Source organism: Candidatus Poriferisodalis sp., from assembly GCF_965208925.1.
Classification (GTDB): Bacteria; Actinomycetota; Acidimicrobiia; order Acidimicrobiales; family Poriferisodalaceae; genus Poriferisodalis.
The window spans coordinates 1,470,544-1,487,339 of sequence record NZ_OZ242364.1 but is presented as its reverse complement, the minus strand read 5'-3'; the positions used below and the strand labels follow the sequence as shown (position 1 = coordinate 1,487,339).

General features: G+C 61.9%; 11 protein-coding genes and 1 pseudogene. 3 read left to right on the top strand and 9 right to left on the bottom strand.

The window, feature by feature from the left end:
* Positions 1–145: 145 nt before the first annotated feature.
* The 7 genes and pseudogenes from ACOGI5_RS06630 to ACOGI5_RS06600 form a co-directional block, all read right to left on the bottom strand.
* Positions 146–874, bottom strand: a complete 729-nt coding sequence (locus ACOGI5_RS06630) for a DUF5131 family protein (protein WP_419865451.1) — start codon at positions 872–874, stop codon at positions 146–148.
* 153 nt (positions 875–1,027) lie between these two features.
* Positions 1,028–2,674, bottom strand: coding sequence for a UvrD-helicase domain-containing protein (locus ACOGI5_RS06625; protein ID WP_419865450.1), 1,647 nt, complete (start codon positions 2,672–2,674; stop codon positions 1,028–1,030).
* An 8-nt stretch (positions 2,675–2,682) separates the two neighbouring features.
* The gene (locus tag ACOGI5_RS06620) at positions 2,683–4,305 is read right to left on the bottom strand and encodes an ATP-dependent nuclease (protein WP_419863632.1); all 1,623 of its coding nucleotides are present in this window, start codon (positions 4,303–4,305) and stop codon (positions 2,683–2,685) included.
* 419 nt (positions 4,306–4,724) lie between these two features.
* Positions 4,725–7,958: a hypothetical protein gene (locus tag ACOGI5_RS06615; protein ID WP_419863631.1), complete on the bottom strand. Its 3,234-nt coding sequence runs from the start codon at positions 7,956–7,958 to the stop codon at positions 4,725–4,727.
* Positions 7,959–7,960: 2 nt separating this feature from the next.
* Entirely contained in the window at positions 7,961–9,898 is a 1,938-nt protein-coding gene (locus ACOGI5_RS06610; protein ID WP_419863630.1) for an N-6 DNA methylase, read from the bottom strand.
* Positions 9,895–11,412, bottom strand: a complete 1,518-nt coding sequence (locus ACOGI5_RS06605) for a DNA methylase (protein WP_419865506.1) — start codon at positions 11,410–11,412, stop codon at positions 9,895–9,897. The genes ACOGI5_RS06610 and ACOGI5_RS06605 overlap by 4 nt, the downstream gene beginning before the upstream one ends.
* Positions 11,413–11,562: 150 nt before the next feature.
* A pseudogene (locus ACOGI5_RS06600) lies at positions 11,563–11,745 on the bottom strand (DNA methyltransferase); the annotation flags it as partial.
* 509 nt (positions 11,746–12,254) lie between these two features.
* Between ACOGI5_RS06600 and ACOGI5_RS06595 the strand changes: the two are divergent.
* Positions 12,255–12,803 (top strand): carboxymuconolactone decarboxylase family protein, encoded by a 549-nt coding sequence (locus tag ACOGI5_RS06595; RefSeq protein ID WP_419863629.1) that lies wholly within the window; start codon positions 12,255–12,257, stop codon positions 12,801–12,803.
* Between the two features lie 73 nt (positions 12,804–12,876).
* On the opposite strand, the gene ACOGI5_RS06590 is transcribed toward ACOGI5_RS06595, so the two are convergent.
* Entirely contained in the window at positions 12,877–13,308 is a 432-nt protein-coding gene (locus tag ACOGI5_RS06590) for a hypothetical protein (protein WP_419863628.1), read from the bottom strand.
* Positions 13,305–13,553 (bottom strand): DUF433 domain-containing protein, encoded by a 249-nt coding sequence (locus ACOGI5_RS06585; protein ID WP_419865449.1) that lies wholly within the window; start codon positions 13,551–13,553, stop codon positions 13,305–13,307. Before ACOGI5_RS06585 ends, ACOGI5_RS06590 begins: the two co-directional genes overlap by 4 nt.
* 1,463 nt (positions 13,554–15,016) lie before the next feature.
* On the opposite strand from ACOGI5_RS06585, the gene ACOGI5_RS06580 reads away from it, so the two are divergent.
* Both ACOGI5_RS06580 and ACOGI5_RS06575 read left to right on the top strand, forming a co-directional pair.
* Positions 15,017–15,640 carry a uridine kinase family protein gene (locus ACOGI5_RS06580; RefSeq protein WP_419863627.1) on the top strand — a complete coding sequence of 208 codons (624 nt, stop codon included), beginning with the start codon at positions 15,017–15,019 and terminating at the stop codon, positions 15,638–15,640.
* 142 nt (positions 15,641–15,782) lie between these two features.
* Positions 15,783–16,775, top strand: coding sequence for an LLM class flavin-dependent oxidoreductase (locus ACOGI5_RS06575; RefSeq protein WP_419865448.1), 993 nt, complete (start codon positions 15,783–15,785; stop codon positions 16,773–16,775).
* The last annotated feature ends 21 nt before the right edge of the window (positions 16,776–16,796 follow it).

The window sequence follows — 16,796 nt, the reverse complement described above, 5'->3', positions numbered from 1 at the left end:
CAAGCAGCTTCAACGAGAGGCCGACGAGGTGCTTACGACGCTCACAGTATTGGCACTCCCGCTGCCTTGGCAACGCAATTCTGAACGCGCCCAGATCAGCGGATACCCGCTCTGCGCCGAGACTCGGCTGAGAATTGCCACCGGGCTAGCTCGCCACCCCCACGGGCAGCTCGTCCCACACCTGGCCCTCGAGCTCCCGGCCGCCGACCTTGGGCGTCCTGCCTCCCCACTGCTTGAAGAAGAACGCCACGCCCGCCGCCGTGCACCTGTCGCGCAGCTCGGTGACCCACTCCAGCTCCATGGGCCGGGCGCCGGCGCCGGACTCGCCGCCGGCAATCACCCAATCGATGCCCGCAAGATCGAGCTCGCCGAGCGGGCCGAGCAACGGCTCGGCGCTCACGAACCTCACCGCTGCGGGCACCTTGCGCAGGTGATCGATGCGGAAGGCGTACCGGCGAGTCTCCACGCTCACGCCCATCCACAGGTTCGACGGCCAGTCGAGCTCGCCTGCGATCCGGCTCAGCCGCCGCGCTCGCTTGGTGAGCACCTGGTAGGTGTGCTGGGGCGTCTGGCGGATCACCTCGAAGACCTGCGCGATGAACTCGGGCGGCACATCGTCATGAAAGAGATCGCTCATCGAGTCCACGAACACGAGGCGGGGTGCGCTCCAGCGTCGAGGCACATCGAGCGATGACCGATGCAAGGTGAGCTTGAAGCCCGGCCCGCTCGTCGACGGGTCGCCGTCGTTCTGGTACTTGGGCGACCCCATCGCCTTGAGCCGCCTGGCCAGGGTCTGCGCATAGCAGCGGTCGCAGCCCGGAGACACCCGATCGCAGCCCGTGGTCGGGTTCCACGTCGCCTCGGTCCACTCGATCGCCGAGCCTTAGGCCCACCGCTCCGTAGCAAGACCCCTATCTGAGTCAAGGCCACCAGAAGTGCGCTCAACAGCAGGGGTGAAGGATTGGCCGCATCCTTTCGCGAACCTCACGCATGTGAGACGTCAAACGACCGGCTCGTTATTGCCGCTCTAGCTCCTGTCGATTAGCTCTGCATGCTCCTTGACGAATCCAAGCCATCGAGACGGCTTCTGGCTATAGCCATTTACCACTTGGCAAATTGTAAACAATAGAGTTTCCCGCGCTCTGGACATCATCACATGAAGAAGAGCGAGTTCTTCCCTTACGGCCGGGTCCGAATCCGGCAATCCCTTCACAAAGAAGCTAGGTATCTGGCCTTCCTCGAATCCGAGGATTACCACTCTATCGTATCCCTGTCCTTTACCAGCATGTCCCGTTAGCAAATGCACACCTGGTCCGACAGGAATGTCTGGGGCGCTCGTCGAGCGAATTCGCTGGATGCGTGTCTGCAAGCTTCCGTCATCGCGTTGCTCTAGCAACTCATCAATTGCATCCCGAAGTTCGATCTGAGTTTGCACGTCCGATTCCGCTAAGTCCTCAAAACACCTCAAATAGAGTTCATTGTATTGCTCCGCTTCTTCAGCTACCGTGCGGACCACGGGCCCTACATGCCTCTTCAGCAGGTTAATGATCATTGGTTGATGCAAAGGGTAATCCCATATCTCTACTTGGAGGTTCGAGGCGTTTGCTCGTCGAAGAAACGCTTGACGCCTGGGTCCTGCCTTCATCCGGGAAAGGATGCCGACAGATAACCCTGCAGATTGGTCGTCATAGTCCGCCTCTGACTGCCATTCACCAATTTGCTCACACAACCAATCTGCTTCTTGCTCAGGATCTCGAAACCGCATGACTTCGACTTTTCCTCGTCCCCGCCATTTCGAGGGCTCGGCGGACTCTAGTTCTGAACCTCCCAACTCCTTTGCGATTGAGCTAACGGCCTGAAGAACTTCTGGAGACGAGCGGTACGACTTCTTTAGCTCAATACGCTGGGGCGTTCGTTTCTCGATCTGCGCATATACCCACGTTGGGTCTGCGCCAGCGAATGCATAGATCCCTTGAGCCCGATCACCGGCAAATGCCGTGCAACCGGTTCCTATTGGCTCAATCAGTTGATACTGGACCCGTGTGAGATCCTGGACCTCATCAACTAAGAGATATGCGAACCGTTCGCTATATAGCTCAGCGACTAAAGGATGCTGTATCACACGCAACCCCATGCGCAAGACATCATCATGGTCCATTAGACCATCAGACCGCAATGCCGCCTCATACGACATTGCGGCTGCGGAATTGCTTTGCTGTAGGCGTGCAGTCACCTCGTCATCGGAGTACGCCCCAGACTTCGCGATCCGTATCGCGCGTCTGACGTTTTCGTGCTCGCTGGGAGGTACGTCGTACTCTTTGAATGCGCTTCGCAGAATGCGATCTAGCTTTCTCGTATCCGGCGGCTTTTCTCGCAGTGGATCATCCAAGATGTAGGGATGACAGCCATATAGGTGTGCGGCGAGACCATGGAAGTTCAATACGGTGATCGACTCAGAACGGCTACCACCTAGATGTTCCAAAAGCCTAGACGCGACGTTAGCTCTGGACCTGTTCAAGAAGGTCAACGCGAGGATCCGGCGTCCTGGCGGTAACAGTCCCATGCGTATGCAATTGGCCGCTCGCTGCGCAAGCAACTCCGTCTTGCCACACCCGGGTGGTGCAACAATCAACGTGTCGCTCAACGAGCGCGACTCGCTCCACTCATCTGGCATCATCTCGGTCACTGTCGGGCCGCCCGTTTCACGAGCTCAACAACTGTCCTAATGGAGCTAGCTTGGACGGACGTAAAGTCGGACGCGATAGCCGTGGCGGCTTCAACCTTATTTCGTCGCGCAAATTCAGCGACGTCTTCGGCCGTAAGGGAGCTAAGCGCGGATACGCCAGCACTCGCGAGAATTTGCCCTTCAGAAAATAGCTGTGAACCTGTCAGCAACGCAACCGTATCTGTCACACCGAGGGATCTAGTATATTCGTCTTCGAGATCGACTGACGAGACAAAGAAATCATGTGCTTTGAGATCTCCTATCGCAATATCGAGCGCCTTTGCTGGCAGATGTGCCTCAGCGTCATCAACTAGGCCTAACAGCCGCTTGCCAAATCCCAGCGTGCCGAAGAGCCGGATCGCTGGAGCAAAGTTGCCGGCACCATTTAGGGGCACGACCGTTACGTTCAGTTTGTTCAAATCGATACCCAGATGCGCTGCAATGGCGCTGAAGATTATCCTGTCTGAGACGCCCTCAACAAATACGATACTCTCTGCTGTAAGCGGTTCGAGAGCCGAGTCAACCCACCAGTGTTGATAGTGTTTTGTATTGCCGGCAAAATGAGCTCGGGCGAGTTGCCCACAACCTTGATGTGACAATGCAACAGCATGCTCAGGCAAGTATTGACTCAGAACAGGGGCAGCGTGTGTCGCGATCACACTTTGGCCCTTCGACAGAATCAGCAACTTCGCAAGGCTCGCTTGACTTCGGGGATGAAGATGAATCTCTGGTTCATCGATGGCTATGATCTTCGACGATTTCCTAGCTAGCAATTGCACTGCTACAGTCGTAAGGGACCGCAATCCATCTGATTGAGCTGCCAAAGGTACCGCGCCAAGTCCTCGGTCAACCTTAACATCTAGATCGGCCAAGGGCTCCTCGGTCGTAGACCTAGGCAGGTCAATCGATACATCATCCGGCGACAGCGGCGTCGGATAGACTGAGGAGAGGCCAACGGCCAACTCGGTCCTCAATTCACCTAGTGCTGTGGAACGAACTAACGCCTCACTCAAGCCAGACAAGGCTTGCCCGATGTCCGACGCGCCGGTGTCGTCTAGAGCCACTGCTGAGAGTAGCGAGCGTACTGCGCTAGTTCGCCCGCTGCCAAGCTCTCTATCAGGAGAGCGATTGGCGGCGAGGTACGACCATCCGATCTGAATAAGATCGTCCCGACTAATCGACATATCCTTGACTGACGGTTTCACAAAATCTCTGTGGATCTCGAGTCGATCGGGATCAACGCTGGAGACCGATGCCGATAGTCTCGCGGTAAGCCAAGAATTGCCTTCGTTGGAGCCGGTGCCGACTTCGATCTTGTCGGCGAAGTGAGCCTTTTCCGAGTCGTCGAAATGCTCGAGCCTGACTTCAACCACTAATGGGTGTTCGGGATCTCGCAACTGACCGGCATCGAGCGAAGCCGCGAGACTTCCCCACGTCGCCCCCAGAACGAGATCGAGCAACCTGAGAATAGTAGATTTACCGATTGCGTTGGGACCAACGAATACTACATGGTCGCGAACTTCTATATCAACATCGTCCACTCGATGATGATTTGATATTGATATTCTCGAGATTCTCACTGCGGCTCCAAGATTGCATGAGTTGGCTAGAGTCAGCCTGAGTTCTAGAACGTATCAGCATCGGCAGGCGGTTACTCGAAGTTAAGCTGGTTTCAGCCCGCTGTCTGGAAGCTAAGCCATATTGCGCGCTGAGTGCGCGGGAGTGACGGGCGATGGCGGTCTGCTGACGGGCCTGGTGCATCAAATGCGTCAAACCGGCGTCGGAGCCGAGATGGCCCAGCATCGCGGCTGAAGGCGCTTCACGCGAAATGGCCGGAGAGCCGGAACTGCCGCCAGTAGCTCGACCTCCAACCGAGCCACTAGAGAGACGAGGAGGATCTGATATTGCCGAGTAACCGTGCGCAGCCCCAAAAAACCCGTGACGCTTCCTCGCGCCCGAGCAGGCAGGTTAGAAGCCGGCTTCGCAGGTGATCGTTGCATCAATAGGCAGCGCTGCAGGTGATCTCGTACTCATCCCATGCACTTAGTTGTCGTAGAGCGCTACGAACATGACCGCGTCGAGCCGGCATGCTCACTTCGGTCGTGAGACTCGCTGCAAGATCGGGATCAGAGTCGGCTGCCGAATGAAGTTCGGAGATAAGGGCGTCGACAGCGTCGACTACTGCCATGTGCTGCATGTTCGCAGCGTCGAACTCGGGTACTGCCCTGGCTGGAAGGGTGTGGAGGTGGCGGTCACCGAACGCACCGGCTGGGATATAGCCGTCGATGCGCTCAAGAACAGCGGGGCTGTTGAGCATGCCGGCGAAGTAGATCGCTTCTTCCTCAGAGTTGCAGTCGGCCCAGTACAGGGTTTGGTCGATGATGACGGGCGGCGATTCGTCGGCGTAGAAGTGCGCCGCCGCCGGGATGCCGCCCCCCGCTCCATACACGACGATCCAGGACCCGCGGATGTGTGACTGATGGCTGAGTTTGAGGCGCATGTCGAGCCCGCGGTTCCACCAGTCGATGATCGAGTCGAAATCGCTCACATGCAACACGTCGCTGAAGTGAGCCTCGGCCTGGGAATTGATGCTGATGTCAACGTGAGTTGCCGGATCCCACTTGAGGCCGCGGTACAGGACCGGCAGAACTGCCCGGCTCGGCGGGGCCAGGACAAAGGGTGCGAGGTGCTTGGACAGGTACACCGAGTGGACAAACCGGGCTGGGATCGCTCTTTGGGTGACTTCGAACTCGAGGTGCTTCTTCGCATCGCCCACCAAGAACCAGTCGGGCGAACCGCGCCGAATCGCCGAGATCGTCGCTCGCCGGCCTGAGGCCATCTCCGTGCCGAAGAAGACCAAGCGCCTGGGCATGATGTCGGCGCCCTGTAGTGCGAAGCCGGGTCGGTACGGATCCACGACGCCTTCTGCGTGTTCGCTGTGGGACCAAACGAGACGGTCCCCTGACTGCACAAAGTGGGGCGCATCCACTGGAGCGCCTGGAACGATGTGGCCCGGGATCCTCGTCAGCTCCGAGGGGGAAGCCTTGGAGCCGATGATGACCACTGCGCGGTTCTTGAAGGTGCCGCTTTGGACACTCCACATCTCGTCCAGTCTGAGCTGGAAATCTGCTTGGCCTCCGAACCCCGATACACGCAAGCGGAACCGGTTGTGCTGGGTGCCGTTTCGGATCGTGTCGGGCAGGACGCATGCGACGTAGCCGCCGTCGGCGAGGTAGTGCTCAATCGAATGAACCAAGAACACTGTCGCCATCTCAAGATGGGGCGCTGCCGCCCCCCAGGGTTTCAATCCGTACCGATCCGCGAGCCTCTCGAGGGCCGGTCCGAAGGGGTTGTTGTCGACTTTGCTCATAGCGAGCCAAGGCGGATTGCTGATAATGCCGTTGAACTGCCCGGCGACGAGCTGTGGCCAATAGGCGTTGCGGATGGCGAACGCCCACACACCGTCACGGCCGCCGCGTTCGAGTTCAGCGAGGCGAACGATCAGATCACGCAAGAACGCGCACGTCGCCTCAGCTTCCTGATGGTCCAGCTGTGAAGCCCCTGCGGTGTCAACGGCGTCCTCGATGAGTTGCTGGATCTGACGATCTTGGGGAGCCCGAGGCGGAAGACTGGCCAAGTGGCGGGACAGCCCCTCACATCCGCTCAGCAGCGCGTCGAAGAACACTCGGCGTTCAGGTTGAATGAGGAACTTCGGCAGTTCCGTATCCCGGTCAAAGAGTCGAAGCTGATACGAAGCCTCGTCACCGTCGTCGGGAGCGCGCTGACCAAAAACTGGCGAAATCTCGAATAGCGAGTCGGCTTGGAACACCGGCAGCGTCACGACATGCGCGCCGTCGAAAGGCTCCAAGGCGGAGCGGTTTGTTTGAACCCAGTTGGCTTTGGCCAACATAACGGCGAGCGGGTCGATGTCGAATCCCGTGCAGGCCTCAACCAGACGGTCAAGATGCTCTTGAGTTCCCGGCTGGATGCCTGCAGCGCGAAGCCGCTCGCGCGTCTTCTCTGCCACCGCTACGAGCATCGTCCCACTGCCGCAGCACATGTCGACGAAGTGGGGTCGCTCACCGGTTCCGAGCCGGTCGAGCAACGCGTCTGCCATGGCATCGGCAAGTGTCTTGGGTGTCATTTCTTGGCCGAGCAGAACGCGCTGGGTTCTCGTCGCCATCGCCGCCAGAAGCCCGCCGAACAGGTCGTCGGCAGGCTCCACCGAAAAGTCATAGGCGGCAAGATCCGATTGAAGCAGACGTGCGAACGGCCGGATTCGGTGAATGTGAGACGGCCTCGTCAACCAACCGAAATAGTCGTCCTCGACAAAGCGACGGAGGCCCTTTGCCTCGAAGAAGTCGCCGTTGAGAATCTTGTCGATCTCAGAGCCGTCACTGTGCAACGCCCGCTGCGCGATGACGTTGGCGCACATCAGCCTCGCCAGCGTCACCAAGTAGAACTCCTGCACGTAGGTGTCCACGTCGAACGCAGGACCGCCGGGCGAGAGATGGGCCACGAATCTTGACCACACATGCTCAATGAGGGCCTCGGAATCTGGATCACTCTCGAACGCCTCTTGGACTGCCTCTCGAAACCGGGCGAGATGTTTGCGGCCGAAGCCGCTATCTAGATCGAGGTAGTCGGCCACCGAAGAAGCCGTCAGCGGACGGGCACCGCCACGCCCGAGATGGTCTTGCCAAAAAATCAGAAGCTTGCTCGCAGTATCGGCATCCGCCTCGTTGCACGTCAGGGTGGGCCCGAGTTGGGCCAGCTCGACATCGGCGACGCGGTAGCTGCCTGCTTCTTGTTCGGAGACGCCCGCCAGTTCATACGCGCGCCATTCCACGCCGTCGGAGAGGACACCGCGGATCTTGCCGGGCTCTGCACCGGTGTTCAGCAGACCGGTGCAGTACTGGCGAACCTGGTGCTCGCCTGACTTGAATCGGGCGACGTCTCTCAGGTCCGATTCATATTCGATCGCAGTCAAACCGACGACACTGTCCGCGTAGCCGCGCTCCTGGTGGTCGTCAGCTATCAAGAGGTGCTCTTCCGCGCCTCGGATGTGGCGTTCCACCCACCACGGCCGAGCCGCTGAAGAGAAGGTCCTCGCCAAGCCGTCAATCAGAGTCTGACGGATGACGGTCTCGTTGGCGCCGCCGTCCCGGGCTCGGTTGGCGTCGCTGATGAGATCGATCAACGCACCTTCGTCGTACGGCAGAGAGGCAGACATGCTCAGCGTGCTCGTCGCAGGCTTCGGAGTGCGTTCGTCCCGCGTGCTGTCACACCGATAAGTTCGGCGACGACCTCATCTATGGTGTCAATTGCTGATTCTGAGGCGCCATCACGGGCCAAGTGCTGGCCGCACTCGACCAGTGTCGATACGGCCTCGGCTCTCGGCCGCGGCAGCGGCACCCGGCGCAGATGTGTCGCTTCGACTTTCAGGGCGCCGCCTCCCATCACGGTCCCAGTCGTTCCCAGTACGGCTGCCGCGAGCGAGCTCGACAGGAGCGCTGCCAGGGCAAAAGGTGGCAGAGCCTGCGGATGCGAGGGGTTGCGCCAGAGTGTTGAGAAGTTCGCGTCGACGGCGAAGCGCCTCTTGTCGCCGCCCACCTCGTCGCTTCCGTTGATAAACGTGCGCGGATTTCGCGCGTTCACCCGCGGCAGGAACAGCTCAGGTTGGTGACGGTTGGTGATCGGTGGCAGGTGGTACCAGCATCGGCCGGGGCGGACGTTTGTCCTCACAGCTGACAGTTCCGGCAGCCTCCTTGTGCGGCCATGCCTGTCAATGGACGCGTTCTCTCCTGCGATGATCAGCCGGGCCAGGTCGCCTTGAGCGGGGCGCACAGCGCCGACGCACTCAGGCGGGATATCGCATGCCAATGCCCAGCCTTCCAGCACCAGCACTGCTCCTTGGGGTCGCGTGACAATATTCGCCGTCTTGGGCAGTTCCGCCTGTCTGCGCACGGCTGGCCGCACGACCTGGTCGGGCAGCTCGAGCTCGATGTCCGGCAGCAACACCGAACGCCACCTGCCGTCGCCGAGTCGCTCGACGTAGAAGAACCTGTTGGCACCGGTCCGGAGGCCTTGCCCAACACTCCAGCCGAGTCCGGCCAAGTCCGTGAGGGACGAGTGCTGAGCAGCCCCGATGATGACGCTGACCGCTTCGGGCAAGTGCCGTTGATGCTCGGATTGGCCGGTTTCGGAGGACGTAAACCACTGCGGTTGCGTGCTTCGCAACAGTTCTACGAGGTCGCTCTCGTTGGACCATCGAGACGAGAGCGGGGACGTTGCCGGATGAGACCCGTCCCGGACCCATCTTGCGAAGCCTTGTTCGGGCTCGTCGACTGCGAATGCGGTCCCTACGACGCTCTGAGGTGTTCCCGCCGAGCTTGGAACCCGAACAACTAGGTGTTTCCCAGGCCCCTGAGCTGACTGTTTGTCCTCGACGCGGCGCGCCACAACGAGCGTTGTTCGCACAAGCGATTCCTCGAACCAGCAGGTGTCGTCGTCGATCACCACGCATTCGATCTCGAAGAGCCGTCGCAAGACGTACAAGACCGGGGCTGCATAGTCGCGCGACAGCCACGTATCGGGCACGACCATCCCCAGGCGACCTCCCTGCCTTACCTTCGACGCGCACAGCAGCCATGACGGCACCGCCAAGTCCGACAGGCCGCTATAGCTGCGAGCGATGCGCAAGACAAGCTCGCGCTCGCGTTCGGTGAGCGCCGTGCTCCGCTCCAGCAGGGCCAAGAGACCAGCACGCACCTGCCTGGCCGAAGGCACTGCGGTCTCCTCGGTTCCCAAGCCGCTCTGCAGTTGGTAGCGGACATAGGGAGGATTGGTGATTACCAGATCCCATGCGTCAGGCAGGCATTCCCACGATCTTCCATCGAACGCGGAACCCGAAACGATCCGGACATCAGCCGCAAGTCCTTCGGCTCGCTGGACGCAAAGACCCGCCGCCGCATCGTCGAGCTCGATTCCGCCGATCAGCTCCGGCTTCGAGCCGAGCTCCGCGCAAGCGACGAGCATGTCCCCTGAACCGACCATCGGGTCCAAGATCGAGGCCGCCGCTGATGCATCGCACAATGCCGCCAGTGCTCGGGCCAGCCGCACGCCCGTGAAGTACTGCCCGAGTCGCTTCCGCTGAACTGACTCCACAGTCACGTCGGCGCTCTTGATGGGTTTAACGTCGCCGGCACGGACAGCGTGCGCAATGACGTGGACTGGTGCTGCTTGATAAGCCCGTAGAACTCGTGGGTCCCCATCGGCACTTCTAGACCGGCTCGGATCGACTCGGCCGCGAACCGGGACCACATTCGCTGCGCGCTGAGCTCGCTTGTCCTGCCCGCCGCAGCGCGAACTAGTCCACGGACCGCTTCAGCGGTGTCAGGTTGAGCCCGGGAACAACTGAGCGGTGACTCGCAGCTTTGCGGACGATGGCCATGCGACAACAGGAAGACCGCATCGTCCCGCGTCCCGCCTTCAGACACGACTTGCTTGAAAGTGACCTGACGCTTGTCGAGAATGCTCGTCTGATCGACGGACAGTCCGTTGGACGCGAATGCTTCGCCGAGCGCTTCCCATACTGCAGGTTTCGAGGCGTGGAAGACCACCGTCGCGCAACCGTCCTGTTTGAGAACCCGCGAGACCTCAGAGAAGACCTTGGCGAGCAGTCGGCCGTACTCCCGCACTGTCTTGTCTTGTGCGGGGCTGACGATCACCTCCGATGATCGGTCCGATAAATGGCCGAGCCAGGCCTCGTTGATCTGGTTGATCTCTGCATACGGGATGTAGGCGCCGAACGGCGGGTCGGTGAACACATAGTCCACGGCGTCGTCCGCCAGATGCAGCCGCGTCGACGACCCACAAGTGATCTCGACTGTGCTTCGGCTAGCAAACGTCAGCGAGAACGCCTCGTGCAAGGTGCGGATCTTGCGGTCGAGGCCGTCGATGATGTTCTTCTCGACAGGCAGTCCGCTCACATACAGGACACCGCTCTGGGCACCGGTAACGACGAGATCCTTTTGGGCCCTCTTGGCCACAACGCGGGACAGCAGAGTCGAATGCGAAGCGTTGTATGACAGCACCCAGACTTGCAATGCCTTGCGGACTGCTGCGTTGGGATGCTCAGTCACCAGCGCCCATAGACGAGCCAGAACCGCCAGATTTCGTTGGGTGTAAAAGTGGTGGAAACGAGAAATGCCCTGGTGGTAGCCGGAGCGGTAGAGGTCTCCCCACCCCACTTCGTCCGTCGGCACCCAGTCGACGGGCCGCACGGGTACAAGACCGAGAATCCTCAGGTCTTCCGGTGTCGGTCCTCGCGACCAAGTTGCCGATGCCGAGCGCCCGTAGACCCGCACGGGAACTCGAAGCCGCTGCTCGAACCGCTCGCCAGTGACAGAATCGAGCACGGTTTCGACGACGCGCTCACACTGGTCGACACGCAGACGCATCTCGCAATGAGCGCAAACGAACGCCGACTCGATCGAGGCGGGCGCTAGCCGCGCCGCTGCCTCATAGAAGCTGACTTCGCTGTCGCAGCAAGGGGTCCGGAGTACCTCTGACCAGATCACATAGCGGATTTGGCCTGGAGTGCCGTCCGGTGCCGCTGCCGCATACAGGTGTCCGACATCAATGCGTGCACGAGCCAGTACATCGCGTGCCGCCGCCTGAAACACATCTGGGTCACACGGGCTGGCCATCACTTCGCCGACGAGCGCCCCGATTGGGCTCAGCTCATATACGTGAGCCGATCTCGGGCCCCATTCGACATCGAGATCCGCGTCTCGAGCCAGCTGCTGCATCCGGTCCGTCGGACGATCACACAACGAGGCCGCAACGCCCGTTGTTCCGCTGCCGCCGAATACGTCCAGCACTGACTGCCCAGGAGTGGTGTGCGCCGCGATGAACACGCCGATGACCTCTGGGTCGATCTTGGTGGGGTACGAGAACGCGTTGAACAAGGGGCCGGTTCGTCGCGCGACCAACGGTCGTTCATACAGTCGAGTCATGGCGAAACGCAGCCGGCGCGGGCCCTTGTGGCGGGCCGAGCCGGCCCGTGCTGAGCCGCACTAGCGCGCAGCCTAGGTTCCGTCGAACCCGGCGCGCGGTATTCCGCACGCCAAGTGACGCGGCCGGCACGTTCCAGCGCATCAGCAACCATGACATGCGGTCGGCCATTTGATCTTGGCTTCGGGAACCGTGATGACGGTGCCGAAGCTGGGTGAGCGGCCTGGCTTCGCCTGGGACGGCCGAGGAGCCAGCCCTCGTTGACGGATCCGTGCGAGTCGCACTTCAATTCGCGGCGAAGACGACCGGTGCGGTCAGCGCCGTAGCGCTCATGAATGAAGCGGTTCCTCCGGACCTCCGTGCTCGTGCCATGGCCAGTCATCGGTGCTGTCTCCTACGGCTCGCGTCAATCGGCATGCCACCGGAGTTGACATGGGGGGTGTGACGCGAAAGCCGAGCAACCTGGCGAGGGTGCGGCGACTACTCGCCCACCGGTGTGTCACGCTGGCTCATGGCGCGCATCACGGTCATTGCGGACGACGACTGGGACGGCGAGCTCGGCGAGCTGTACCCCCGGGTCGTGGACCCCGCCTGGGGCCGGGTCGACCACATCTTGGCCATCCACTCGCTCAACCCTCGCAGCATGGCCGCACACCAAAGCCTCTACGAGTCGGCCATGGCCGGCACCGCCACGCTGCGCAAGGTCGAACGCGAGCTCATCGCCCTGGTCGTCAGCCTCACTAACGACTGCCACTACTGAGTGGTCCACCACCGGCGCGGTCTGCGCCGCCTCATCGCCGACGACGAGCTCGTCGCCGCCGTCGAGCACGACTGGACCACCGCAGGGCTGTCCGCAAAGCGCACCGCCATGCTGGCCTACGCCGTCAAGCTCACCGAGACCCCCGCCGCCACCACCGACGCCGACGTCGACGCCCTGCGCGACGCCGGCTTCAGCGACCGCGACATCCTCGACATCACCGAAGTCGTCGGCTACTACGCGTACGCCAACCGCATCGCCGACGGGCTCGGCCTCCAAACCGAAGACTGGATCCCCGACTAGCGCACGGACACGGCCTTGGCACTGCAGCTCGGCCTACGCTGCATCCGAAGGCCGCTGTGGCCGTGTGCGTCTGTCAGGAGAGCTCGACTGCCTGGAGGCTGCTGCGGCTCGCCCGGTAAATGAACGGCCCCGGCACCTCATACAGCCTCTCGATCCGTCGCCACTGCGTCATCAGAACCTCAAGCTGGCCCCAAACCGTCCCGGCATCGGCGCTTGTGAGCACCACCAAGCGTGCGCTGTGATGGACGACCGCGGCCAATTCAGCAACTCGTCGACTGATTCTTCCGTCACGCGTGATGGCGATCATTCCGTCGGCGGCCGTGTACGGGATCCACGCGGTATCTGGGGTGTCGGTAGTGGTGACAGCGCAGGGTGCGCGGGCGAAGCCATGCATCTGAGCTCCCGGGTCCCCGGGATAGGTGACGTCGGGCCTCAGTGCGCCCACGACTTTGGCGAGACCGAGGATGTCGGCATCGAAGTAGAAGCGAACGGTGGCAGGCTTCACGCGGCGTGCGCTGCGACACGCGACGTTTCGTAGGCGACAGCCCACCTGACATTCTCGAGCGCCAGGTCGAACTGTTCGGCCACTTCGTTTTCGGTCTCGCCTCCGTCAATATGCTCAACGATCGCCGTCGTGCTTATGCCCGCGATGGCCGGCCGACCGAATCGCTTGTCCGGTCGGCATCGGACCGGGGATGCATCGTCAGCATGCGGTCGCCACGCGACCGGTCGGTCGTCGTCCCATTCCACCCGCTTCACGAATGAATCAGCAGGCGGAAGGAGCAGCGGCTGGCCATCCACCACCGCGATGAGATGCAGTTCGCCGCGCAGATCGCACCGCTCCTGAAATCGGACGAGCAGTCGTCGTCCCTCGCCGACCCAAGGCGCCGCGTACGCCAGCGGATGCGCTACGCCGAGCTCGTCGCGAAGGGCAGAGACAAAACTGCGAATCTCGTGAAGCCGAACTTGGAGATTGCGCCGATATTGGCGCAGGAGCCCTGCTTCTAGGAATTCCGGCCAGGTGAGACGCGTGTCACCGGTCGCTTCGACCCGAATGACTGGCTTGTAGTGGTGGCCGCTTCGCTCGCCACCCTCTAGCCACCAACCGAGCGTGCTCCGGCTGACAGCAAGGATCGCCGCTGCGTCGGTCAGCGAATAGACGGGTTGGTTCAGGTCGAATGCTTGGGATCCGTTCAGCGTCCGCTCCAGTCGCCGTAACTGTCGGACATCATGACTACCACCAGTTTGGGCTCAACTACGAGGCAATTGACACCCGCCGTTGCGACCCGGCGCCCCTTCAGCTGAACTCGACATCCACAGAGCGCCTGAGATGCTGCCGGGTCACGTTCGAGCCTCTCGGCGTTCCGTGGTCGCCCTCGCTGAGGCTCAGGTGCCGCGAGCTTGTACTGCGTCCTTCGAGGCAAGCGCTGTCAGTCGCCGGCTCGATACAAGGCCCACGGCTGTCGCCGGTAGGAGCAGCGCGGAGCCCAACGATCCCCACCACGACGAGACTCCGAGGTCCGGAGCGCTCATCCGTCCCAACGCCCACAGTGCCAAGCATGACAATACCGAGGCGGCAAACCCGGCGATGAAGGCGGCACCGCCGCTGGCAGCCACATAACGCCCATCGGGCCAGCGCGGCGTCTGCCACCAAGATGGTGAGCCGGCAGTGTCGGGCAACTCGTACGCGATCGGGGCAACAGCCCACGGCCCACGCTCGACCTCCGCACGAGCGCGAACGTTCAATGCCCGAAGGGCAACGGCCGAGATGGCCAGCAGCAGCACGACGGCCAACCCGGACCCAGGCACCACTGCACTAGTCGGAATACCAGCTAGCCCAAACAACCAGATCCCGGCTGCGGCTAGACACCAGGCGCCGACCTTGATCCACGCAGCGATTCCGTCGTCCCGCGGACTGATCAGCCGCCCATCAGCCCAACGAGGCCGGCGCCATGAGGACGACGAGGGCTTCATCAGAGGCCCCTCAGGGGCCAACTCGGGTTCAGCGCTGACACTCACAGACGTTCCACTCGACCAATTCGACCGTAGCGAACAACCCACCCCCTCGATGTCGCCGGCCGCTATGCCTACGTCAACCGCATCGCCGACGGGTTAAGAGGAAAAAGAAAACCCGGCCCCTCAAGGGCCGGGTGGTTTATGCCGTCAGGTTAACCAGCGGGTTCAGCAAGGCAATGCGACCTACTCTGCACTGTGTGGTCGGCGTGGCCGACATCGTGCGGCTGGCGGCGCCGATGGGGTCGCGTCTGCGGATCGGCATCGACGGTCCTGGCGGATCTGGCAAGAGCAGGCTGGCTGCAGAGCTGATCCGTTGCTGGCCGAGCTCGGCCGCGCTCGTTCACGGCGACGAGTTCGGTCGACCGACGACCGACCCAGCCAGATCGGAGCAACGCATCGGCGGTCTCTTCGATCTCTCTCGGCTGGAGCGAGAGGTGCTCGAGCCCCACGAGAGCGGCGCGCCCATTCGATACCGGCGCTACGACTGGAACGCAGACCGGCTCGGCGAGTGGATCAGTGCGCCGCATGACGGCACGCTCATCGTCGAGGGCGTCTACAGCACCCATCCGTCGATCCGCGACCGGTATCACTTCCTCATCTGGGTCGAAGCGGACCGTGCCAGCCGGCTTGCTCGCGGATTGGCTCGTGACGGCGAAGCTGCGAGATCCCGCTGGGAAGACATCTGGATGCCGGTCGAGGACCGCTACCGAGCCGAGCACCGCCCCGACGACGCCGCTCACCTCGTGCTCGACACCACCGACACAACCGATGGCGACGAGCTGACGTTCCGAGTCACCGGCGGGAGCCGGCTTCCGGAGTAACGCACCCGCAAGACAACAAACGTCCCGCCAAGCCGCCGGGGACATCGGCTTGACCGTGGCGAGGCGCGGTTCCTAGCGTTCGGCGTGTCGGCGGCGGCGTTCGGTGCTGCCGCACGAACAGGGGGAATCAGACATGGCTGACATGAAGCTGGCGTTGTACTTGCCGAACTTCCGTGACCACGTGACCGTCCAGGAGCTCGAGGACCTCACCGACCTCGCCGAAGAACTCGACTTCGACTCGATCTGGACGCTCGACCGCATCGTCGTGCCCGAGGTCTCCGACCGCGGCGAGCTCGAGTACCCGTTCGGGATGATGGAGCAGTTCCCCACGCAGCTCCCCGTCTCGGCCCGCGGCCAGTGGTTCCAGGGCTGGCCGCTCATCCCCTGGCTCGCCGCCAAGACCTCGAAGTGCCGCATCGGCATGAGCATCACCGACACGCCCTACCGCTCGCCCGGCGTGTTCGCTGCCGAGATCGCCACGGTGGATCACCTGTCGAACGGGCGCGTCAACGTCGGCGTCGGCTCGGGCTGGATGCCCGAGGAGTTCGCTGCCGCAAGCGCGTCGCACCTGTTCCCGAAGCGGCACAAGCACGTGCGCGAGACCATCGAGATCTGCCTGGGCATCTGGACGAACGACCTGTTCGAGTACCACGGCGAGTTCGCCGACTTCGGCCCCAGCGGCTTCGGCCACAAGCCGCTGCAAGACCCGCATCCACCGATCTTCATGAGCGGCCTGCGCAACCCGGCCATCTCCGCCAAGCGAGTGGCCCAGTACAACCTGTCGGGCTGGATCGGCATCCAGGACACGCCCGAGGAACTGACCGAGTGGCTCACCGCCTTCGGCGACGAGCTCGACAAGCTCGACAGCTCGCACAGCGTCGACGACATGGAGATCTCCAGCATGTGCTGGTTCGTGATCACCGACGAGCCGACCGATCAGGCCCGCAACGGCAAGCTGACGAACCTGCTGGCAGGCACCGCCGATCAGATCACGCAGAACCTGATCGAGCTGAAGGCTGCCGGCATGACCATGCCCCTCATCTGGCCGCCGTTCGCCGATGTGCCGGTTTCGAAAACGCTCGACGACCTCCGCCAGCTCAACGACGAGATCCTGCCCCAGGTGAACGCCGCCTAGCGGCTCGGCGGCTGCGCAGCT

Bases quoted from the DNA above. Each gene is read 5' to 3' on its own strand.
- ACOGI5_RS06625 (WP_419865450.1), bottom strand. From the start codon at position 2,674: ATGCCAGATGAGTGGAGCGAGTCGCGCTCGTTGAGCGACACGTTGATT.
- ACOGI5_RS06615 (WP_419863631.1), bottom strand. From the start codon at position 7,958: ATGTCTGCCTCTCTGCCGTACGACGAAGGTGCGTTGATCGATCTCATC.
- ACOGI5_RS06575 (WP_419865448.1), top strand. From the start codon at position 15,783: ATGAAGCTGGCGTTGTACTTGCCGAACTTCCGTGACCACGTGACCGTC.